This window comes from Orientia tsutsugamushi, assembly GCF_900327275.1.
GTDB lineage: Bacteria > Pseudomonadota > Alphaproteobacteria > Rickettsiales > Rickettsiaceae > Orientia > Orientia tsutsugamushi.
In genome coordinates, this window is record NZ_LS398548.1 from 985,044 (window position 1) to 1,007,828 (window position 22,785).

The 22,785-nt window shown below is 30.8% G+C and carries 19 protein-coding genes and 6 pseudogenes; 5 read left to right on the top strand and 20 right to left on the bottom strand.

Annotated elements, in window-relative coordinates:
• Window positions 1-122 precede the first annotated feature (122 nt).
• Together DK405_RS05220 and DK405_RS05225 are read right to left on the bottom strand one after the other, a co-directional pair.
• Window positions 123-824 carry a sensor histidine kinase gene (locus DK405_RS05220; RefSeq protein ID WP_064612793.1) on the bottom strand — a complete coding sequence of 234 codons (702 nt, stop codon included), beginning with the start codon at window positions 822-824 and terminating at the stop codon, window positions 123-125.
• 64 nt (window positions 825-888) lie between these two features.
• Window positions 889-1,167: a hypothetical protein gene (locus tag DK405_RS05225; protein WP_045915136.1), complete on the bottom strand. Its 279-nt coding sequence runs from the start codon at window positions 1,165-1,167 to the stop codon at window positions 889-891.
• Between the two features lie 367 nt (window positions 1,168-1,534).
• Here DK405_RS05225 and DK405_RS05230 point away from each other — a divergent pair, with 367 nt between their 5' ends.
• Window positions 1,535-2,344 (top strand): DNA adenine methylase, encoded by an 810-nt coding sequence (locus DK405_RS05230; protein ID WP_064612960.1) that lies wholly within the window; start codon window positions 1,535-1,537, stop codon window positions 2,342-2,344.
• A 3-nt stretch (window positions 2,345-2,347) separates the two neighbouring features.
• Here DK405_RS05230 and DK405_RS05235 read toward each other — a convergent pair whose 3' ends face one another.
• The 9 genes and pseudogenes from DK405_RS05235 to DK405_RS05275 form a co-directional block, all read right to left on the bottom strand.
• On the bottom strand, window positions 2,348-2,851 hold the full coding sequence (locus DK405_RS05235) for a hypothetical protein (RefSeq protein ID WP_109510615.1): 504 nt from the start codon (window positions 2,849-2,851) through the stop codon (window positions 2,348-2,350).
• A 47-nt stretch (window positions 2,852-2,898) separates the two neighbouring features.
• Window positions 2,899-3,543: an ankyrin repeat domain-containing protein gene (locus tag DK405_RS05240; protein WP_064612589.1), complete on the bottom strand. Its 645-nt coding sequence runs from the start codon at window positions 3,541-3,543 to the stop codon at window positions 2,899-2,901.
• A gap of 34 nt (window positions 3,544-3,577) precedes the next feature.
• Window positions 3,578-4,153, bottom strand: coding sequence for an HD domain-containing protein (locus DK405_RS05245; protein ID WP_064612587.1), 576 nt, complete (start codon window positions 4,151-4,153; stop codon window positions 3,578-3,580).
• Between the two features lie 233 nt (window positions 4,154-4,386).
• The gene (locus tag DK405_RS05250) at window positions 4,387-5,835 is read right to left on the bottom strand and encodes a replicative DNA helicase (RefSeq protein WP_064612585.1); all 1,449 of its coding nucleotides are present in this window, start codon (window positions 5,833-5,835) and stop codon (window positions 4,387-4,389) included.
• An 8-nt stretch (window positions 5,836-5,843) separates the two neighbouring features.
• Window positions 5,844-7,559, bottom strand: coding sequence for a DnaA N-terminal domain-containing protein (locus tag DK405_RS05255; protein ID WP_064612583.1), 1,716 nt, complete (start codon window positions 7,557-7,559; stop codon window positions 5,844-5,846).
• Between the two features lie 161 nt (window positions 7,560-7,720).
• Window positions 7,721-8,040, bottom strand: a pseudogene (locus tag DK405_RS05260) (IS630 transposase-related protein); the annotation flags it as partial.
• Window positions 8,041-8,223: 183 nt separating this feature from the next.
• The gene (locus DK405_RS05265) at window positions 8,224-10,965 is read right to left on the bottom strand and encodes a Sca4 family protein (RefSeq protein ID WP_045912738.1); all 2,742 of its coding nucleotides are present in this window, start codon (window positions 10,963-10,965) and stop codon (window positions 8,224-8,226) included.
• A gap of 134 nt (window positions 10,966-11,099) precedes the next feature.
• Window positions 11,100-11,765: a guanylate kinase gene (gene gmk, locus DK405_RS05270; RefSeq protein WP_045912737.1), complete on the bottom strand. Its 666-nt coding sequence runs from the start codon at window positions 11,763-11,765 to the stop codon at window positions 11,100-11,102.
• A 208-nt stretch (window positions 11,766-11,973) separates the two neighbouring features.
• Entirely contained in the window at window positions 11,974-12,741 is a 768-nt protein-coding gene (locus tag DK405_RS05275; RefSeq protein ID WP_045912736.1) for a hypothetical protein, read from the bottom strand.
• 370 nt (window positions 12,742-13,111) lie between these two features.
• Here DK405_RS05275 and DK405_RS05280 point away from each other — a divergent pair, with 370 nt between their 5' ends.
• Window positions 13,112-13,273 (top strand): transposase, encoded by a 162-nt coding sequence (locus DK405_RS05280; RefSeq protein ID WP_162563005.1) that lies wholly within the window; start codon window positions 13,112-13,114, stop codon window positions 13,271-13,273.
• Between the two features lie 188 nt (window positions 13,274-13,461).
• Here the strand turns inward: DK405_RS05280 and cutA are convergent, their stop codons facing one another.
• From cutA to DK405_RS05295, 3 genes are all read right to left on the bottom strand, one after another.
• Window positions 13,462-13,818 carry a divalent-cation tolerance protein CutA gene (cutA, locus tag DK405_RS05285; RefSeq protein WP_045912735.1) on the bottom strand — a complete coding sequence of 119 codons (357 nt, stop codon included), beginning with the start codon at window positions 13,816-13,818 and terminating at the stop codon, window positions 13,462-13,464.
• 57 nt (window positions 13,819-13,875) lie between these two features.
• Window positions 13,876-15,228, bottom strand: coding sequence for a signal recognition particle protein (gene ffh, locus DK405_RS05290; RefSeq protein WP_045912734.1), 1,353 nt, complete (start codon window positions 15,226-15,228; stop codon window positions 13,876-13,878).
• 1,088 nt (window positions 15,229-16,316) lie between these two features.
• A complete protein-coding gene (locus DK405_RS05295) occupies window positions 16,317-16,598 on the bottom strand; it encodes an NADH dehydrogenase ubiquinone Fe-S protein 4 (protein ID WP_011944757.1) in 282 nt (93 codons plus the stop codon).
• A 53-nt stretch (window positions 16,599-16,651) separates the two neighbouring features.
• On the opposite strand from DK405_RS05295, the gene DK405_RS05300 reads away from it, so the two are divergent.
• Window positions 16,652-16,891, top strand: a complete 240-nt coding sequence (locus DK405_RS05300) for an exodeoxyribonuclease VII small subunit (RefSeq protein WP_011944758.1) — start codon at window positions 16,652-16,654, stop codon at window positions 16,889-16,891.
• 647 nt (window positions 16,892-17,538) lie between these two features.
• On the opposite strand, the gene DK405_RS05310 is transcribed toward DK405_RS05300, so the two are convergent.
• Together DK405_RS05310 and DK405_RS05315 are read right to left on the bottom strand one after the other, a co-directional pair.
• The gene (locus tag DK405_RS05310; RefSeq protein WP_045912733.1) at window positions 17,539-17,802 is read right to left on the bottom strand and encodes a hypothetical protein; all 264 of its coding nucleotides are present in this window, start codon (window positions 17,800-17,802) and stop codon (window positions 17,539-17,541) included.
• Window positions 17,803-17,991: 189 nt separating this feature from the next.
• Window positions 17,992-18,865: pseudogene (locus DK405_RS05315) on the bottom strand (IS982 family transposase).
• A gap of 108 nt (window positions 18,866-18,973) precedes the next feature.
• On the opposite strand from DK405_RS05315, the pseudogene DK405_RS05320 reads away from it, so the two are divergent.
• Both DK405_RS05320 and DK405_RS05325 read left to right on the top strand, forming a co-directional pair.
• A pseudogene (locus DK405_RS05320) lies at window positions 18,974-19,215 on the top strand (transposase); the annotation flags it as partial.
• 142 nt (window positions 19,216-19,357) lie between these two features.
• Window positions 19,358-19,670: pseudogene (locus DK405_RS05325) on the top strand (DnaB-like helicase C-terminal domain-containing protein); the annotation flags it as partial.
• Window positions 19,671-19,758: 88 nt separating this feature from the next.
• On the opposite strand, the gene DK405_RS12755 reads toward DK405_RS05325, so the two are convergent.
• The 4 genes and pseudogenes from DK405_RS12755 to DK405_RS05335 all read right to left on the bottom strand — a co-directional run.
• Window positions 19,759-20,013, bottom strand: a complete 255-nt coding sequence (locus DK405_RS12755; protein WP_162562991.1) for a hypothetical protein — start codon at window positions 20,011-20,013, stop codon at window positions 19,759-19,761.
• 12 nt (window positions 20,014-20,025) lie between these two features.
• Window positions 20,026-20,163 (bottom strand): annotated as a pseudogene (locus DK405_RS15035) (RAP domain-containing protein); the annotation flags it as partial.
• A gap of 396 nt (window positions 20,164-20,559) precedes the next feature.
• The gene (locus tag DK405_RS14030) at window positions 20,560-22,137 is read right to left on the bottom strand and encodes a hypothetical protein (RefSeq protein WP_231967642.1); all 1,578 of its coding nucleotides are present in this window, start codon (window positions 22,135-22,137) and stop codon (window positions 20,560-20,562) included.
• A 336-nt stretch (window positions 22,138-22,473) separates the two neighbouring features.
• Window positions 22,474-22,701, bottom strand: a pseudogene (locus DK405_RS05335) (IS5/IS1182 family transposase); the annotation flags it as partial.
• Between the last annotated feature and the right edge of the window lie 84 nt (window positions 22,702-22,785).

A 22,785-nucleotide genomic window follows, 5' to 3' on the forward strand; every position in this document is an offset into this window, starting at 1 on the left:
TCCTATGGTTAAGTTTATTAACTTTGTTTTTTTAGAAATTTAAAATAGCAAGCTTAGCTAACAATTAGCTAAGCTGACTGGTATATCACATATGGCTTCCGTTTGCATAGTTGCATCCTAATTTAGGTATATAATTGAATTGGCACTTCAAACGAAGAAGATATGTAGTTACTTCCTTGATCTATTTTGAGATTTCCTTTCATTTGATGTGTAAGCTGTTTTATAAACACCAACCCTTGTCCTAGCTCTTGATGTTTTGTTAAATTCGAATTGCTTAGTTCAGAATTCATCTTTTGCAATTTTTCTTTCTGAATGCTAGGGCCTGTGCTTTGTACTAAAAATTGTAATATTTTATCTTTTGAATCTGTTTTTCCATCTTTAGAAGGTAATAAATGAACACAAATATTAATCGTTGTACATTTAGTGCCATGTATAATAGCACTTCCAACTAACTGGCTTAGTACAGCTCTTATTCGTAAACTATCTCCAATAATACTGTCTTTTATATTAGCCTGAAAATTGCTTTTTAGATCTATTCTATCATCTTCAACAATTGCTTTTAGTCTAGCGACAGTATCCTTTACAAACGTTTGTAGGCTAAAATTTTCTAGTTCTACATTCTTTGATTCTATGTTTTTTCTAAATACACAAATTTTATCATTTAGATGATTTATTAGTTCATCAAGTGAGCCTAACGTATCTGTTATTTTTGCTATTGCATCTTGCTTATATCCTACTAGTTCTACTATATTCCGCTTTGTTTTATTGCAGTTATTTACTATATGCCTAATATATTGAATCAAATATATATTGTTATTTTCCATATTATTCTCCTATGGTTAAGTTTATTAACTTTGTTTTTTTAGAAATTTAAAATAGCAAGCTTAGCTAACTGTTAGCTAAGCTGATTGGTATATGACATATGGCTTCCCTTAATGTTGATTTTTTATTTTCTATTATTTCGGACTGAAGTGTTCTAACATCTTCTGACTCACTTTTGAGCTGTTTGAATACATCTATTATATTTAAGTTTAGTGTTTTAATTTGATGTGTAAGTTTTAAAAGCTCTTTATCACCAGCTGCTAGATGTCTTAGTAACAGTTTTGACTGTATATTTTTATTAAATATACTTTTATTTTTCTGTTGACCTTCGTTTCCAATAGACATAGAATTCCCCTGCTATTTTTTTAAAAAAAAATGCTTTCTGAAGATTAAAGTTACAAGTTCAACTCTTTGTTTTATTTAATCTTCAGCTTATCATTATCAAAGTTTTGAAACCTAGATAATATAAGGTATAGAGTAGCATTATATTTTTTACCAGTCTATTAAAATCTTTTAATTTACAGGCTAAATTTTTGCATAATAATCCAATGTTGATGCGAAATTATCACATTCCTTGCTTATGGTTATAATAAATCTTATTCAAAAAGGATGCATAAAAAGCCTTGTAAGCGTTATTATTACTAGCACTACAAGCTGTTTTCTGGTATAATCTCAATAGAGATTCAACTAACATAAATTAATTAAACTTCATGTGTCAGTAGCTGTTGCTAATAAGTCTAAGCCTTTCCTTCATTGGATTGGTAGTAAACGAAGAATTGTTAATAAATTAATAGAACATCTTCCTCAAGGTCCACACTATAATTACTATGAACCATTTCTTGGTGGAGGTGCTTTATTTTTTCAAGTTAGGCATCTTTTTAAACAATGTTTTTTGTCTGACATCAATCTTGATTTAATTACTAGCTATAATGCTGTTAAAAATAATCCTAATGAGGTCAATAGATTACTGAGTTTATATCACAAACATCATTCGAAGGATTATTATTATAAAGTTAAAAACAAATATAGTAATAATCCGAATGAAATTACCGCAAAATTTATATATCTTAATAAATATTCTTTTAGGGGAATTTATAGAGTCTACAAAAATGGACAATCTGCTCAAACATTTTCTGGTGAATGCTACATTAAACTCCATATTGCATCTAGAATAAATCAATGCAGCCGCCTTCTACATGGTGTATCAATTTATGCTACAGATTTTTCATTTATAGAGCCTCAACAAAATGATTTTGTTTATTTTGATCCTCCTTATCATAAATCTGGAGAACGGTTCTATACTAGACTTCCATTTGATGAAAAAGATCAAATTAGATTACGGGATTTTGTCAAAGAATTAACAAATAAAGGTGTTAAGATTATGATCTCAAATAATAATACTGCCTTTATTAGAGACTTATACAAAGATTTTAATATCAATACCGTTACAGTCGTATACTCAATCAATGAACAACGCAATCCTGTTAATGAACTAATCATTACTAACTATAAAACTTGCTAGTTATTAAATGTGAACCCGCAATCCAAATCGTATATGAATAGGAAGTGGTCTATAGTTAGCAATTGTGCTACATTCAATGTCTAAATATGTATCTCTTGATAAGTTTATTGTTGTACCAACTCCCAAGTCTACTCCAATATCACTATAAGACTTGAGAACTGATACTAGGCCACCTGTAACAACAATTGATGCTTTGTTACCTTCAATTATATTGTAATAATAATTTCCTTGAACAAAGTTATCTCTACAGTTGTGATGACACATAAATCCTAATCTTACATCCATTCTGTGCCGATTTAATCTATAACCAATTCCAGCTTCTAATGTGTCGTAGTTAGTAGCAATACCAGTTGAAAATTTTATATAGAATTGTGAAGTATCAATACCACCTTTAGAGGCATTGAAGTTTACATTATTATTCGCTGTACATATCGATGGTGAAGATAATACAACGAATGCTAATATAACAGCATAACACGGTTGTAAAATTGATTTCAAAACATTCATATTAACTTCTCTTTATTAGCATTAACATATTAGCTATCTGTTGAAACCTAATACCATGGGACCCATTGTTCCGTTAGAAAGTTGAATATATCTGCATTACCGCTTTTAGCAGCATAATCTATAGTAGTCATGCCGTTATCATCTTTTGCATCAATATCAGCACCATAATCAATCAAAAGCTCTATAATATCTATGATTTTATTACGAACAGCAATATGTAGTAGTGTTTCTCCTTCATCATATTTTTTATTAATACCAGTAGAATTATGTTTTAGCATAATTGCTAAAGGTTCTACACATTTGCATTCAACAGCATCAGATAAAGGTGTATTACCTTGATTATTCTCGATATTTACATCAGCATTATATTTTAGCAGTAATGCTATATGATCATTGCAATAGGTAGGATATTTTTCGAAAAATTCATAATATACTTGAATTGTGTCAACAACAAGATGTAAAGCAGTATGCCCATCATTATCTTGTGCGTTTACGTTAGCTCCATTGCTTAGTAAAATCTCGGCAATAGGTAGATTCTTATATTTCAAAGCCACAGATAAAGCAGTAGTACCGTTTTTATATTTTGAATTGACAAGTGTACTATCCTTATTAATAAGCTGCTTCACTTTTTTAATGTCGCCATCTTGAATAGCGCTATGTAAGGTATACTTAGTCTTAGATTTTAATATCATATATTTAATCCTTTCATTCTCAATTATTTACTCATTAGCTAGCATGAAGTTTACAATATTCGCTTAAGCGTTCTCCAATCTCTGGTAGTTTAAGGTATTCAGCAAGAGCTATAAATTCTTGCTGAGTTTCAAATATTATTTCTTGCCTTTTGTGAGGAGGTTTGATGAATATAGTTGTAATATTATGGAATCTATCAAAAAGCTTGATCAGTAATAGTTCTGTTTTATTTTGGTTACGTAATATTTGTATCATTTCCATAGCACTGATTTTCTTATTATCCCTAACTCTGGTAAGGTCTGAAACCTGTTCTGCAATATTAGCGCCAAATTCGTACCTTATTCTTTCTTTAGTTAGTGTTGTGTCTTCGATGGTATCATGTAGTATTGCAGTAATAATTGTATCTGTTTCAGAGCTGTAGTCTGATACCATGTAGGCTACTTCTAATGGATGTGTGTAGTATAGTTCTCCAGTATCTCTCTTTTGCTGACCATGATATTTTTTAGCATATTTTATTGCTCTTTCAACTTTATCAAGATCAATTTTGGTGTTAAATCTTATGTTGGTTCTGAACAGCTTATTTATTAAGCTCTCACTATAAAAATCTATCATTGGCCACCTCCAAATGGTTATTAATAAATTATACCATAATTTAAACTTTTTGTATACTCCAATCCCAGATAAAAACTGGAAAAGAAGCAAATTAAATTATAATTTTTTGGATTCAGTTATCACGATGCTAAAATTAACCTTAAGTTGCATATCTCTGGTGTTAATGAGTAAAATTTTGCTGTAATTTTTTTTTTGGACCAGCATTTTTTCATTTATGCATAATCTAGTGTTTATTAAGCTTGCTGATAGTTTTTAACAATATTGCCAAATTTAGAATACCTACTATTATAGTGCAACTTCACTGTACCAACTGGCCCATTACGGTGTTTAGCAACAATTATTTCAGCAGTGTTATAACATTTATTTTGTTTTGTAACCCATTCTGTGTATTCTGGAGTACCTGGATCTGGTTCTGATCTAGACAAGTAATATTCGTCACGATATATAAGCATTACAATATCGGCATCTTGTTCAATTGAGCCTGATTCTCTTAGATCTGAAAGAATAGGCTTTTTATCTGACCTTTGTTCTACAGCTCTAGACAATTGAGATAACGCAATGATTGAAATATTGAGCTCTTTAGCAAGAGCTTTTAAGCTCTGTGTAATTTCAGAAATCTCCTGCACTCGATTATACTGACTCCCTCTGTTATCAATTTTTATTAGCTGTAAATAATCAATAAATAATATTGCTAAATTATGTGTACGTTTAAGTCTACGAGCTCGAGATCTAATTGCAGATATCGAGATTGCTGGAGCATCATCTATAAAAAAATTCCACTTTTGTATTTCGTCTTGTACAGTCTTTAACTTATCAACATCTTGTTCACCTATTTTTCCGTTAAATAATGCAGAGCTATTAATTTCTGATTCTATAGAAAGAATTCGAGTTGAGATTTGCTGAGATGACATTTCTAAAGAAAAGAATCCAACTGATGGTGTTATATTAGAAACTTTGCTATTTTGTTGAGTAGATGATGATAAAAAATATTTACAAGCATTTATTGCTAAGTTAACTCCTAAAGCAGTTTTACCCATTGATGGCCTGCCAGCTAATATTATTAGGTCAGAATTTTTAAATCCTCCAAGCTTTGAATCAAGGTCAAGTAGTCCACTACTAATACCGTTAATAGAGTTTTTATTTTTAATAGCAGATGAAATTGATGTCCATGATTCTTCAATTGAAGTTTGTAATTTTGTAAATCCTTTACTTAAAGTTCCTCTTGCACCTAGATCATATAATTGAGATTCAGCAGTTTCGATCTGAGTTATAGCTAAATCTGCTAAAGTAGAAGAATATGCATTTGTTACTATTTTTTCTCCAATTTCAATTAAATAACGCCGCAGCGCAAGGTCATATACTATTTTGCCGTATTCATTAACATTAACTATACTTAACGCTAAAGTTGTAAGTTTAGCTAGATAATCTACTCCACCTATTTCATCAAATGAGGGTTCATTGCCTAGCATATTTTTGAGCGAAATTACAGTAGCACTAATTCCTTTACTAATAATGAGATTAATTGACTTGTATATTTTGCCATGTAATGGTTCATAAAAATGTTCCGGCAGTAAAAATTCGTTAATGTTATATAGCGCACGATTGTTAATCAGAATTGCTCCAAGTATCATTTGCTCTGCCTGAATATTACTTGGAGCAATCTTTGCAAGATCTTTTTCCATATCACCCTTTAAATTTTATTAAAATTACTAAACTTAACTAACTCGAAAGAAAATCCTTGAGCTTTAAAAGAGGACTCAAGATCTTTCAGATAGTTCTCTCTGATGTAACTGTCTTCAAATTCTGTTTTTGCTTTAATGAATATTTTTTTATTAACATTATCTTCGTTTGCAACTTTCAATGGACTAAACCATGATTTATCGATAGCTTGACCGTAACATGTGACTAAAGATTCTCGTACTTTGTACCAAGTCGAGTTGGAGCCTAGCTCTTTACTAAGTTCTGAAAGGTAATCTTCATCACTTATTTGTTGCTGTAAAACTGTTGTTTTTTGATACTCCGTTGCGCTATTGGTAACTTGTTTTGATTCATCAAATGGTATAACTTGTAACTGCTCAATATCGTTGCTATACACAGCTCGTACCTCCTGTAGTATCTTGAATTTAATATGATCTGACAGTGTAATATTCTTAATCAAGTTGATGTAATATTTGTTTTTAACTGCTTGCCTAAAATCACAAGATGTTAAAATTTGATAAGCCATATCTGCTTCAAAGACTCCAGCTATTTTACGCTTCAACTGAGCCTTCATACTACGATCTGTACCAGATTCAATATTTGCTAGATACTGTTCTTTAAATCTTCCTACATCATTAAATCTAAAATTTTCACTATTAGCCTGATCAGTAGTTAGTAATTCATTTGCTAACGCTTTTGCCATATAGTTTAGCACTGCTATCTTATTTACAAAATGACGGTTTGGATATTTATTTGATAACTTCAACAGTAATTGATTTATGAAGTATATGTTGAAGCTTCTACTAGACATACGTTGTAGTATAACTGCATCTTCTGGTGTTAGTGGATAATAATCTGCTAGTCTTTTTCTTTTGGGATAGCATTCATTCTTTTCAACCTCTGAATCTTTAGTAATAGCTGGAGTTGCTAACTCACTATTTTGCTCATAATCCTTGTTTGATGGCTTTTTATTGCTAAAATCACTAAGCTCATAGAAATTCAAATTCTGTTGTTGCTGTTGATCTTTTTTTTCATTTCCTACTAACTCAATTTCTATAAAATCATCAGATTCCGTATATTTAAACTTCAAATTTTGCTGTTGATCTTCATTTTTATTTTGATCATTCTCTATTAACTTATCTTCAGTAGATCTAGATCTATTATTATTTTTTTTATTATTATTATATCTATATATGTAGCTGCAATTTTTTGCAGGTTCACCTGCAAATTCTTGCAAATTGATGTGAAAATTTTTTTGTTGCAGAAGGACAATTTTTTCTTCTTTTTTTTCTTTTTCAGTGAAACGCTGAAAATTTTTTAGAAGTTTTACACAAAGAACATTACGTAACTTGAGATTGCCTTTAATTATTGTTCTATTTTCAACTTTAATAAAACCTGCATTTCTTAATTCAACCAAGCATTGCCTAACTCTGCGGTAACGAAGGTTTAACTCCTTTTCAAAAAAGTAATAACTTTCCTGTAATTCATCTATATCTTTGTTGTAATAGATATGTAGTCTATATACTATAAATGATAAAAGCTGTTTAGATGTCTTGCTTAAAGCTTTAGCATTATCTCCAATCAGATCTTTCCATTCTGCTGGAACAAAATTTCCAATAAAACGATAAAAGACAGTTGCATTATTGCTACTGTTATTATTAGCAATTTTGCAATTATTGCTTGCAAAATTACGCAAATTTTGCGCCATTTCTAACCTCCAAAAATGTCAGATATAGCAGGTGGTTCAGGCAATTTTCGCTATCGAAAACCACGTTTTTATACCGCGTAAATATAGCGATTTAGTAGCTATACTCAAAATTTAACACTCTGAAAGGCTTATAACAGCACAGTAGTCTTAAACATTTAAATGTACCCTAGTAGTTTTCTATAATAATTTATTCTAGTTCTTTGTAATCTATTACCTAGTATAATACTTAATTCTTTAGATGTTTTATCATGATGATTGATAATTAACTCCTCAAATTCTTTGAGATCTATTTTTTCATTATACCTTTGGCTAGGCCATAAAGTTTTGCTTTAATATCTCCTGTTTCCCTTTTAAGATGTTTCCATCTATATATCGTATTACGACTTATATTGAATATTTTACATGCTTTAACAATTGATAGTCCCTCATCTACCGCTTTGAATATCTTCATTCTTAAATCATTACTGTATCTTCTTTCCATTATTTATCTATTATTTTTTATACTCTTTTCATATTAGCATATTATGTACCTATTTCCTACGTTCAGGCTATACCTTATGGTATAGGGATATAGCAACATTTCTTTGTTACCAGACTAAATATAGGTTGTATTAAAATTTTTCTTTATACAACCTAATTTTCAAGAGCTTGTTTCTTAATTTATCTACCCTATACCTTTTGTCTGAGATTTGCTTTGGTTATTATTGCGAGGAGTATTAGTAGGAGTATTAATAGACATACTAGAACTACGCTGAGAACTATTAGCTAGATTTACCTGTAATCTTTGTGCTATTTCACTAGGATTTGGTGATGTTTGTTCCATTGATTCAATTACACGTTTTACGTATCCAATACTACCTTCTTCATTAGGATCAATCTGAGTAGAGTTTTTTGGAGATTCTGGTATTGATTTGACTACAGGCTTCAGTTTTACCTGTTCAGTACGATTTGGCTCGTTAGAATCAATTTTGTTATAGTTTTGATTAAACGAGTTAATCATATGTTGAACATATTCATTGCTGTTTTTCGATTTATGATCAGTGCCTTGAATTTTATTTTTGTTTTCATCATGAGCAATAGATTTTAAAGATTTAGGAGCATCCTTACTTACTTCATCAGCATGTTGAATACTTTTTTCGTTATGAATATCAGTTTGACGAGAACCCACTGTAAACTTATCCACAGCTTCCTGTTCTCTCTCTTTATCTTTGTCTTGTTCCTGTATATTTTGTGATATTTCTTTGGTTAGCTGGTCATATTTTTCTCTAGTAATTGGCAAAGTATAAACTTCATTATTTATAACTGTATAAGCTGGAGAGCTAGGCTCATCACTAAAAAATAGCATCGGTTCCGGATGAGTAATTTCTACTAATTTCCCTTCTTGGTTATAATGAGCAGTTAGATACACTGCTTTTGACTCAGACATATTTTTTCCTGTTGCATCTTGTGCTACTAAGGCAAGATCTAAAGGTCCTTTGTTTTCTTCAACTGCCCTTGGAATATCTATGGTACGGTGTTTAGTAACAGTTTTTGTAACACCATTAACATTAGCACTGAGCTGAGTTTTATGCATATGGCTTATAAGGTCTGTAACTTTTTCACCAGCATCATTGGTAATAGTTTTTTGAATAGTATTGCCAACAGAATTAGCCTGACTCCCCCAATCTAATGTACTAAAAGATACAGCAAATGACATTTGCTGAGCTGGATCAATATTTGCTGCTGAACCCATAATATTAGCATATCCTTCAGATCCAAGGCTAGATAGTAACTCTTTAGTCTCTTGAGATAAGCTATCCATTTGCGTTGGATTATGTTTAAAATCATCTAGATTTTTGCTTGGATTTTGCTGTTGCCATATTTTGAAACTATCATCTCCAGCAATCACGCTATTTATTAGAGCTTTTAAATCTTTAAATGCCTGTAGAATTGGATCTACTGGCTTCTGATTTGTTTCAGCATCTGGTCCACTCATATTTTGAGCAGCTTGAGCGTGTCTATATTGTGGATCTAATGTTAATACTCTGTCTTTAGCATGCTCTATAGTTGAACTAAGAGGTTGGGGACTACTACTTGGATTAATATATGATTGCCGGTCAACCTGTTGTTGAGTTTGTGATATCTTAGCTTTTAATTCTTCGATTATATTTTTACTAGGTTTAGGTGGAACAGGAGGAGGTGTTTTTTGTGGCTCATGTTGTTGTGCTGTAGCAGTTGGTGTTACTGGAGAAGAATGCTGAGTAGATTGTAATATATCTTCTGCTGATTTGCTAGCAGATTTAGGCGCATCTGGTTGATTAATACCAGCATTTTGTTGAGCTTGAGCTATTTTAGCCTTTAATTCCTCTATTGTATCTTTACTAGGTTTGGGCGGAACAGGAGGAGGTGTTTTTTGTGGCTCTTGTTGTTGCCCTGTGCCAGTTGATGTTGCTGGAGAAGAATGCTGAGTAGATTGTGGTATATCTGCTGCTGGTTTGCTAGCAGATTTAGGTGCACCTGGTTGATTAATACCAGCATTTTGTTGAGCTTGAGCTATTTTAGCCTTTAATTCCTCTATTGTATTTTTACTAGGTTTAGGTGGAACAGGAGGAGGCGTTTTTTGTGGCTCTTGTTGTTGCCCTGTGCCAGTTGGTGTCGCTGGAGAAGAATTCTGAGTAGATTGTGATATATCTGCTGCTGATTTGCTAGCAGATTTAGGTGCATCCGGTTGATTAATACCAGCATTTTGTTGAGCTTGGTTTTTAATAGACGTTACATTATGTGCATGTGTTTCAGGTGAAATAGGAGCCTTCTGTTCTTTTTGATTCTGTTTATGATCGTTGATTATATTTTCCAGATCGTCTAGAGCATCTTGTAGCTGGTTCTGTTTATGTTCATTAATCATTGCCTGAAGCTCACCAAGAGTTTTTTGCAGTTGATGCTGTGCTGACTTGTTAACTATTGCATAAAGCTTATCTAGAGTATCTTTTATCTCAGACATCTGTCCACCTGGTTTGCCTACTAGCTTCATTTCCTCGCCTAATTTAGATACTAACCCCATGAATTCTTGCTTTTGCTTTTCAAGGTGTGCTTTTTTTTCTTTAGCCTCAGCTCTTTTCTTACGAAAGGCATCATTATATGGACCTTTTTGAGGTTGTTGACGTGCTAGTTTAGATTGTTGAAGTATTTCTTGCGAGAATTGTTGTAGCGTCTCTGTCACATTCTTCATTACATTATTTAATGCTCTAATTACTTCAACATTTAGTGCATTGCCTTCTGCTGACCTTGATCGTATTTTACTATCAAGAGTATCAACTTGTTGTATCATTAAATCTATTTTCTTGCCAAGATCTTTAATATTTTGCTCTTGTGATTTTGATATTAAGTCTGAAGATTTGTTGTTAATTGGTTTATTGTCTGGAGCCATAATAATTACTTTAAATGTTTTGTTATGTAATATTGTAATATAATTTTAGTGTACCTCAATTTAATTTGGGTTCTAAAACATTTTTTTATACAATTTTCCTCATTTTATGTAAAATAAAATAAAAAATCAATATTTCATTGTCTATAATTAAAACACGCATCTCTTTGTAACAATTGTTCATAATTTAATAGTGTATCATTTTTAAAACTCAGTCTTTTTAACTTATGCTGTTCAGCTATCAGTATTGATTGCAAAGCAAGTAATGCTTGATCAAAGCTGTCATTTACTATTACATAATCATATTCTCTATAATGCTTAATATCTTCTTTTGCTTGTTCTAAACGGTAGCGAATAGTTTCTGGAGAATCTTTATTACGTTTTTTTAACCTATTTTCTAGCTCTTGCATTGATGGAGGAAGTATGCATACACTAACGACATAACATTTCAGAGCCTTTCGTATTGTTTTAGCGCCTTGCCAATCGATATCAAAAATAATGCTCTGACCTTGACTAAGATCTTCTAACACTCCAGCTTTTGGAATGCCATAGTAGTTGTTGAATACTTTAGAAAATTCAAGAAGTGTATTGTTGTTAATTTCCTGTTCGAATTGTTCTTTTGTCACAAAGATATAGTCTTTGCCATTTATTTCATTATTACGTTTTTCTCTAGTTGTCATTGAAACAGAGAATTTAATATTGCTATTATTTTGAATAACAGCATGAGCTAAGCTTGATTTCCCAGCTCCAGATGGAGATGATATTATAAGTGCTATAGCAGGTTTTGGAAAACTAATAAACATGGTAAGTTAATATATTCTAAACTGTCTGATTATTCAATAACTTAATTTTTAAAAGTGAAATACAATATATCATACTTACAATTATTTGCATAAAAGCTCTTCTATCCTGTAATGCTTTATCAAGAAGAGCAATTACATATAAAAGCTCAAAATTAGCTTTTATATGTGTAAAATATAATGTGAGAATATATCCTTTTAGCCAAGTACGTTACCTATCTCTACTATTGTTCTTCTTTTGGTTCGATTTACTTGTTACTTGATCTGCAAAACTTGGTTTAGGAGGAACGACTGGTTTTTTTGGACCATTATCATTCTTCTCGTTAGGAGAATAAGGTATGGCTTTTGATAAGCTACTTGCTATACCTTCTAATTTAGGTGGCTTTATATTTTTAGGTTCATCTTTTTTTTCATCTGCATCTTGATCTATATCACCTGCTATCTTAGCCCTACGGCTTTTTAAGCTCTTTGTCAGTTCAGCAATAAAAAGAGCATCAGGATTTTGGGTGGAGGTTTTAGATGATGTTGCTGCTTTTCCTTTCTGAATTAGAGAAGCCAGAGGTAGTGGTGGCGGTGGAGGAGGAGGCGGCGGCGGCGGTGGTGGTGGCGGAGGTGATACATTCTGAGTTTGTTTTGATGATGCTGCAGCAGCTGGCGAAGTTACTGAGCAGGAATTACCAACATTACCACTTTCTTTTTGCTTATTATTGTTTTGTTCTTTACTTTGCTCTTGTGGTTTTGATACAGTATTACTACATTTTTCAATCTGAGCTTCTAAATCCATTTGAACTTTAGCAAGTAGTTTGGCTAATTTTTCCAAATTTTGTGTTTTCTCTTGTTGGTTATTTTCTAGTAATGATTTAACTGTTAAGTACAAAGCCCTGATTTGCTCTAGTATCAATCTTAGTTGCTCAATAAATCCAGGCCCTGTTTTTTTGCCTGAACGGTCACCATTAATGTGTTCATTATATGTAGTCATAATAATTACTTTTTTGTATTTTTTAATATTACTATATTAATTTAGTATATCACTATTTAATGTGAATTACTAAAAGTATTTTTACTATACTATTTTACTTATTTTCTGTAAAACAAAGACTAACAAATTTATATCTCTTTCAAAAACTTATTGTTCTGTAATGAAAAAATATCACAACTCATGATGCTATTACAACCAGAGCTCAATATAATTAACATAGCAAAATATAGCTAAACTACTATAAAACAATTATAATAATAAGATGTAATGAAAAAGAGTTAGTATCACATATACTATAGATTTTGGAAAAAATCACTGGACATAAAGGAAAGAGAGAAAATTACTTTTGAAAAAAATATCAAAATGTTTTGTGATAGTAAAGAATAAAGATGGACATATATTAGAGTTTTTACATTCTTATTCTCCAGATTTGAATCTAATTGAGCATTATTGGTTTAAAATTAAAAATGACATATGTAAAGTATCTCACTTATTTAACAACCTTTCTAAATTAATCTATTATATGATATAGCTAATGCAAACGGTAAACTTATACCACTAGATATACCTTCTATGAGAGATACAGCTATGCAAGCTGTACATAAAACTCAAAAATACTTTTATTAATTACACATCAAATAAAAAATGAGCAATAACCTTACCATTAAAAAGACTAGCTATCATAGTATTCTTTTAACTTAAGATCTTTGAGAAAGTAGTCTATTGGTTTTGCTTCTTACAACTTTTGGAAATCCAATTTAAATACTCATTGCTACCAGAAGACAACTTTAACTGAATAATTTGTGGATTATCATAATCACTGAGTTGACGAATTACATTTTCAATATTTTGATAATTAGTGCTTATAGTTTTAATCATTAATCTGTACTCACTAGACTTACAAATATCATTTTTCCAAAAATATATACTACGTACCTTGTCAATTTGTATACATGCAGCAAGATTAAGTTTCACCAGCTTGCTAGCGATTTGTTCAGCTTTCTGATTAGAAGCAATAGTGGTTAATATAATGATATAATCTTCTGTATTAGCACTATTATTTTCAGAGTCAATCATATACTTAAATTTTGCAGCTCTTTAGTGTTGCTAAATTAAAACCTTTGTTCAAATAACTTAGAAAAAATTTTTCAAATTATTAAATTTATCTTTTAGTATATTATTACCTTTCATTCCACTTTTAAGCAAAGAAGTAATATTTTGAAATTGTTTTAATAGCTTATTAACTTCTTGAACTGATGTTCCTGAGCCAGCTGCAATACGTTTTTTACGTTTTCCATTAATTATATCTGGATTTAATTTTTCATACCTTGTCATTGATAAAATTATTGCCTGTTGTAACTTTACATTGTTTTGATCAAATGGATTTTGATCAATTTTTGGCAATAGTTTATTTATTCCAGGCATAAGATTAAGTATTGAGCTAATTCCTCCCATCTTATTAATGTTTTGCAACTGTTGGTAGTAATCCTCAAGATTAAAACTGCCTTTTTTTAATTTTTCAACTGATTTAGCTGCATCCTCTTTACTAATTACTTCAGCTGCTTTCTCTACTAGAGAAATAATATCACCTTTACCTAATATCCGTGAAGCAATTCTTTCTGGATGAAATTCCTCTAAATCATTAGTTTTTTCTCCTGTGCCAAGGAACTTTATTGGCTTGCCAGTAACATATTTAATACTTAATGCTGCTCCTCCTCTTGAATCACCATCAATTTTAGTTAATACCACGCCAGAAATATTCAATGTTTGATTAAATTGATTAGCTACATTGACTGATTCTTGACCAATAAGTGAATCAACTACTAAAAGTATTTCTTTAGGAGTAATTATTTCTTTTATATTACTTAGTTCTTGCAACATTGTCTCATCAATATGCAGACGACCTGCAGTATCATAAATTACTACATCGCAACCAAGCAACTTAGCTTCTTTAGTACTCCGTGCTATAATCTGAAACACATCCTCATTTGAAACTATAGGTAATGATAGTATAGTTTCATGATTTCGCACTAATGTTTCGAGCTGTTCTCTAGCAGCTGGTCTATAAATATCTAGTGATACAACCATAACTTTTTTATTTTTTTTAGCAAGCTTCATTGCTAACTTAGCAGTTGTAGTGGTTTTTCCGCTGCCTTGTAGACCAATCATCATAATGTTTACAGGCGGCTCAAACTCAATGTGCAGTGCTTGTTCTGTTTCTGAGCTGCTAAGAACCTTTATCATCTCATCACTAATAATTTTAATAACCATTTGGCCAGGTGTTACAGAACGAAGAACTTCCTGCCCTTTAGCTTTTTCTACAACATTATTAATAAAATCTTTAATAACTACTAATGAAACATCTGCCTCTAATAATGCAATTCTTACTTCCCGTGCTATTGTTAAAACTTGTTGTTCAGATAGAGCAGTACTACCTTTAATCTTATCGAAAATATTACTAAGTTTTTGAGTTAAAGTTTGAAACATTCTTCTATCTTAAGTTCATGAAATTGGTTAAATATTTTACTGCTAGAAATTGTTGATTTTTACTCATTCCTAAAATATATAACATAATCTATATTAAGATACTATGCTTTTTTAAGTCAAAAAGCAACTTCAATCAACTCATTAAAGCACTATTCAGTTTAGTAATAGAACAAATATTACTATTTTTCATATGTGTAAATTTACAGTATTACATCTTTCATAATAACTTCTTATCACTTGAGCATATACCTTACCAAACAACATAAATTCAACATAAGAAATATGTCAGATAGTAGAAAAAGTAAGTATTGCAAAATAGTTTGCTACTACAACACAGCAAAAAGATAATAAGCTTTTAATGTATGTATTCAATAGTGATAAAATTCTTCAATTTGTCGTGTAACAAAGAAATGTTGCCATATCTCCGTTCCATAAGTATAGTCATTTACAATGAAGTTTGCGTATAAAATATCATGTTGGTAAATCTTATGATTCTATTGTCGCTTTTTCTATGCTCAAACTTCATTGTAAATGACTATAAGCCTATACACTCTGTTATTAATTCCTGTAATCTTTCGACTAAGTGTAGTTTGCTTTCTAAGACCTATCTTACATACTATCAGTTGCTTGATAATAGGCTTACAATATTTCACTCATCTAGAGATATGTTAAGTTGGTTATCTTCTTTATACTGATGAGTTGGCCTTTTTAAAGAAGGTTAAAACTCCATTCTTACAGCTAAGCTTTTCAGATTTATCCCTATAACAGATTTTATCTGGAGTATCTGCTTCTACATTTACGATATTTTTTCATACGAAGATTCTTGTTTAACCAAGTTTAACTTTACCCTGCTCATATTTCCCATTCAGATTAGTACTGTAGTTGGCTCTTCTATCACGCTTAGTACAAAACCGTTACCAATCTCGCACTGAAATAGCGGTAACTAAGGTTCAAATGCAACCTTGCTATATCTCTGTAGTTTCTGTTTGAGAGATTTTACGTCGCACTTTTTCATAGTCAAACAATTATATACATAACTTCACATCGCATACATATAGCTGTAACTCTTGCCTATACCAATTTGAATATTACTTAAAATTTTCTGTATAGCTTTTTACAATTAATTTTCTGCGCTTTGGAGTGATTAATTCATAATTCAGATAATTATTAAGACAGAATTTTATTGCACTTAATTTATTTTTAAAGTAAATTTTTGTTGAAGCATATGGGTTAGTAGTGCCTGTCCATCCTAAAGTTGTATCAATAAATCTGTTTTTTTTCTCTTCACAAGAAAAATCTACTGTCCAGAGCTTACTAGTTGGTCCTGATTGAGTTGGCAATTTAGATAATTGATAAATTCTGACTTGCATACTTAATATTAATAATGTTAAACTAAAACCTATAGTCTAAATTATAATTATCTATGAATAAAGAAAAAGTTATTGATGAAATGAGTTTTGAAGAAGCACTAAATGAACTCGAAAAAATAGTTAAAATGATAGATTCTGGGCAAGAAAAGCTAGAAGATATTATTAAAGCTTTTGAAAGGGGAGCAGCGCTAAAAAAGCACTGTGAACAAAAATTAAATGAAGCTAAGTTTAGAATTGAAAAAGTTGTTTACGATAATGCTAATAATATAAGCAGTACAGAAGTAAAACTGTAAGCATATTAATTTAGATTTAAAGTTTTATAAAATGAAAATTTTGTAGAATATAATTTTGTAATCCTTATAGGTCTATTTTTCTCTTTGATCTATTCCAAGTTCATCAATAAATACTATCTTATTTTTTAGAATTATCTTAATTTTTTCTGATGAGTATGATACAGCCATGTTTTTTATCTTATTTTATATTTTGCTTTTCTCTCATAACGTAACTTCCTTTTTGATTTATGCTATATGGTTATTTACAATGAGGTTTGAGAATAGAAAGAAGCGATAATAGATTCATAGATTTAGCAAATTGAGTAATTTGATTTCTAATCCACATCTTCATATTAGCACAAAATTTTTCTATCGGATTAAAATCTAGAGAATAAGGTAGCAGAAAAATAACTTTACAACCAACAGATTCTATAACTATTTTATCGCTTCTTTCTATGCTCAAACCTCATGTAAATGACTATATATGCACCTAATTTTTTTGTGCTGAGGAAAAAATTTGTTTATGGTAGAGCGATAATTTTTTAGAAGTTTATACAAGGGATATTACACAACTTAAAATTGTTTTTAATTCTTGTCCTATTTTCAACTTCAATGAAACCAGCTTTTCTTAGTTCAGCTAAGCATTGTCTAACCCTTCCTTGACAAACCTACAACTCCTTTTCAAAAGAGCAATAACTGTATTGTAATTCCTCTCTATCATTATTGTAATTGATCTGTAGTTTATATACTATCAATGATAAAAACTGTTTAGATGTTTTGCTTAATGCTTTTCTATTATCTCCAGTTAGCTTTCTTAATTCTACTGAAATAAAATTTCCAATAAACTGATAAAAGACAGTTGCATTATTGCGAATGTTATTATTGGCAATTTTGCAATTAGTACTTGTGAAATTGCGTACCATATGTGTCATTTTTAATCTCAGAAATATCAGATATAGCAAGTAGTTCAGACGCTTTTTATGAGAAAACACACTTTTATACCACAAATATAGCGTTTAATAGCTAATACTTAACATATAAGCCTCTGAAAGGCTTATAACGCCAAATTAGGATAAGGGAAAGTATGAAAAACGTAATGAAAAAGGTCTACAAACGTCAATTTAGGATAAGGAGTCAGGAGAAGAAGAAGAGATAAGATGGGGATTAAGTTTAGAGATAGAATAACTAGCAAGAGAAGCAATTATATGAACAAAGAAATTAAGATGAGAACGGTGTCTAGTATGCTCTAAAAGCATATGTTTTTTTAGTACATTAAAGACAGATTCAATTAAGGAACGTTTATTTAATAACCGCTTATCTTCTATGTCCAATAAATATGTTTTCATATCTTTACGAAGATTAGTAAATAAACGTAGAGCATTGGACAACAGTTGATGAAATAACTTTTTAGATATATAAGCTTTATCACCAAACAATTTACCAGATAAGCCTTTAGAAATAACTGAAGCCATAAATAGGTTGCTTTTATTGCCTTTAGTAATTTTAACTGACATTATTTCGCCTTTATTATTGATTATAAGATGAAGCTTAAAGCCTAAGAAGCAGCCATAACTACTCTTACCAATTTTAGAAATTCTGTTAAAAACTCTATTGCTGGAAATGCGTTTGTTATGACAAATTGCTAATTTTGTAGAATCTATATAATATATACCAGTCTCTTCTCCTTTCAGATAATGCATTAATACAGCTAGCGGTAGTAACATTCTAGGCCACAGTTGTATTATTCTACTATAACTTGGTAAACAAAAGTATCTTTTATACTTATGACTCAAGTAATATAGATAATAATTTTTACAATCCTTACATGGAGATACATAAAAATATATCGCTATTGTTAATAACTCAGCTAAGGACAACTTCCCATCTCTGTTCCTTTGATTACTACTTGGTATTAATCTCTTTCTCTCACACTCTTGATATATCTTGCAAAAATTGTCTATTAAATAGTATAACTGTTATAATACATTTTTTCATGTTGGGTTATTCATTGTTTATTTAAATTTTTTTTATAACTCAACATTCTCTCTTTGTATACCTTTTATTCACTACCTTTCATATTTCCACTTATCCTAATCTGGCGTTACTAATCTTCGTAAAGATATGAAAACATATTTATTGGACATACAAGATAATAGGTTATTAAATAAACGTTCTTTAATTGAGTCTGTCTTTAATGTACTAAAAAACATATGCTTTTAGAGCATACTAGACACCGTTCTCCTCTTAATTTCTTTGTTCATATAATTGCTTCTCTTGCTAGTTATTCTATCTCTAAACTTAATCCCAATCCTATCTCTTCTTCTTCTCTTAACTCTTTATCCTAAATTGACGTTTACAAGCTTTGCAGACAGCTATATCAAATCAAATTTTAAACCTATTCTAGAGCGTGCTTTTGAAGCTCAAGGGTTTTTCGTTTGAATTAGTTCAGTGTAAGTAATTTCAATAAAACTTAAGTGTGATATGGAAGTTGCTGAATCTCAATTATCTAGAGCTGTAGAACAAAGGTCAGATAAAAAGCCCATTCTCTCAGATATGAGAGAATCAGGCTCCATTGAACAGAACGCAGATATTGTAATGCTCATATATCGGGATGAATATTACTTGCCTAGATCAGAACCGCATCCAGATTCTATGGAATACGAAGAATGGGGCACAAAACAAGATAAATATTATAATACTGCTGAAATAATTGTTGCTAAACACTGTAACGGGTCAGTTGGTACAGTGAAAATTACACTATGATAATCAGTATTCTAAATTTGATAATATTGTGATGTAGCTATAGTTATGCCTTCCGCTATATATAGAACTCATATTTTTCTAGCATACATTCGAATCAAAAGCTTGCTAAGTTTTTGTAAAAAGGGTTACAAACTACGTGTCTCAAAATCAGAAGAACCTATGTTGCCTAATGCCTGCATGTCATAATGGGATGAAGATTCATGTGTTAATGGATCTTGTGGAATATATTCGTACGCATCATAAAATACATCATCTGGTACCTGTGATTCAGAATGAGGTAAAATTTCGCTTGTTGATTGCTCTGGTATATTCTCTTGTGCATCATAGAACACCTCATCTAACATCTCTGACTGAGAAACAAATTTATCAGTGCATATCAATTCACATATATATTTTTCTTTGTCAGTATTTGTTCTTAACTTATCCCAAACCCAATATGGAATTCTATGTACTATGGATCCATAACTTTTCAATAATTTAGTATTAAGCCTAGTTGAAAAATTAGGAGCATTATTGTCATCAAAATGGCATGGGCCATCTACTTAAATTACTGTATTTTCCTCTTTAATAAAGATATCGACACTGGAAGTAATCTGCTTAATATAATGCTCGGTTTTAACAAGGTGTTGTGCTAATACTTTTTTGACTACTTTCAGAACATTTAGTTGTAAATTTGAAGTATGACAAGGTGTTAATTTGGTTTTAAACTTTTTTTCAAGAAATTGACGATTTTGTGAAGTTAATATTCCTACACCTTGTTTACCAAAATAATAATACGCTTTTAAAATTTGACTAATACCTTCAATATTTTCATCAAACAGTTCAATATTTTTATTAACAGCAGAAATAAATTGCTGTGGTACTTTAATTTTAGAGTCACATAAAACATTTAATATGAATATTCCATAAATAGAATTAGCTACCCCTTAAAGATTAAAGTTATCAATAGTTTTAGTAGCATGATATATCAAAGCTTCAATGAATTCAGCTTGTGGATGAATTTCTAACTGTCCTAATGCCCATAGAGAATTAGATAAATCTTGAGTGGTAAAATGATCAATAGTTTTAGTAGCATGATGTATCCAAGCTTCAATGAATTCAGCTTGTGGATGAATTTCTAACCGTCCTAATGCCCATAGGGAATTAGATAAATCTTGAGTGGTAAAATGATCAATAGTTTTAGTAGCATGATGTATCCAAGCTTCAATGAATTCAGCTTGTGGATGAATTTCTAACCGTCCTAATGCCCATAGGGAATTAGATAAATCTTGAGTGGTAAAATGATCAATAGTTTTAGTAGCATGATGTATCCAAGCTTCAATGAATTCAGCTTGTGGATGAATTTCTAACCGTCCTAATGCCCATAGGGAATTAGATAAATCTTGAGTGGTAAAATGATCAATAGTTTTAGTAGCATGATGTATCCAAGCTTCAATGAATTCAGCTTGTGGATGAATTTCTAACAGTCCTAATGCCCATAGAGAATTAGCCAACCCTTGAGTAGTAAAATGATCAATAGTTTTAATAGCATGATGTATCCAAGCTTCAATGAATTCAGCTTGTGGATGAATTTCTAACAGTCCTAATGCCCATAGAGAATTAGCCAACCCTTGAGTAGTAAAATGATCAATAGTTTTAATAGCATGATGTATCCAAGCTTCAATGAATTCAGCTTGTGGATGAATTTCTAACAGTCCTAATGCCCATAGAGAATTAGCCAACCCTTGAGTAGTAAAATGATCAATAGTTTTAATAGCATGATGTATCCAAGCTTCAATGAATTCAGCTTGTGGATGAATTTCTAACCGTCCTAATGCCCATAGAGAATTAGCCAACCCTTGAGTGGTAAAATGATCAATAGTTTTAATAGCATGATGTATCCAAGCTTCAATGAATTCAGCTTGTGGATGAATTTCTAACCGTCCTAATGCCCATAGGGAATTAGCTAACTCTTGAGAGTTAAACCTATCAATAGTTTTAGTAGCATGATGTATCCAAGCTTCAATGAATTCAGCTTGTGGATGAATTTCTAACAGTCCTAATGCCCATAGAGAATTAGCCAACCCTTGAGTAGTAAAATGATCAATAGTTTTAATAGCATGATGTATCCAAGCTTCAATGAATTCAGCTTGTGGATGAATTTCTAACCGTCCTAATGCCCATAAGGCATTAGATAAATCTTGAGAGTTAAACTTATCAATAGTTTTAATAGCATGATGTATCCAAGCTTCAATGAATTCAGCTTGTGGATGAATTTCTAACCGTCCTAATGCCCATAGGGAATTAGTCAACCCTTGAGAGTTAAACTCATCCATTAGATTTATAGCCTTATTTGTCCAAGCATCAATAAACTCAGAACCTATAACATAGTTTAATTTTGCAAATTGATATAAAATTGTTGCTAAGCCTCTGGCATCAAACTGCAATCTATTGTATCTTGTATCTTCAGTTTGCAGTAAAAACAAAGCTCTATTATAAATCTCTGTTATAATAGTTCCTGACAATACATCTCTATCTCTAAGGGTCTGACATAATTGAATGCTGCCCATTGCTTGGATATTAAATTGCCTATTGCTCCTACGGTGCATGTTCGAAGTTCCTTATATAGTTTGACTTTGTAATACTAAATACGTCTTTTGATAAAAAGTACAATATACATTAATCGAGTAATATATATCATGCCATTCTTTTTGAATCAATCTGTAATTGAGCGATTGTTCAAAATCAAAACTTCTGCAAAAAATTAAAAATTACTTTTAATGTCAGTTTAGGATAAGAAAAAAGATGAAAGGTATAATATAAAAAGTCTACAAGAGATAATAGGCATCTTTCGAAACTGGTTAAAGTAGTTCAAAATTATAAATGCCAGAGATCAAATTAAATCTAAGACCGAATCTTTTACGTCTATTTCGATATTTATCAGCAATAATTTTGAACCGTTTTAGCATACCAATAACGGTTTCATTAACAACTCATTCTCCTGCTAACATAAGATTATTCTTTTTATCATTTTTAGTTAAAGGATTTTTCTTGCTTTTTTTCTTTGGTAATTCAGAATTATTACTGATAAATATCGAAATAGACGTAAAAGATTCGGTCTTAGATTTAATTTGATCTCTGGCATTTATAATTTTGATCTACCTTAACCAGTT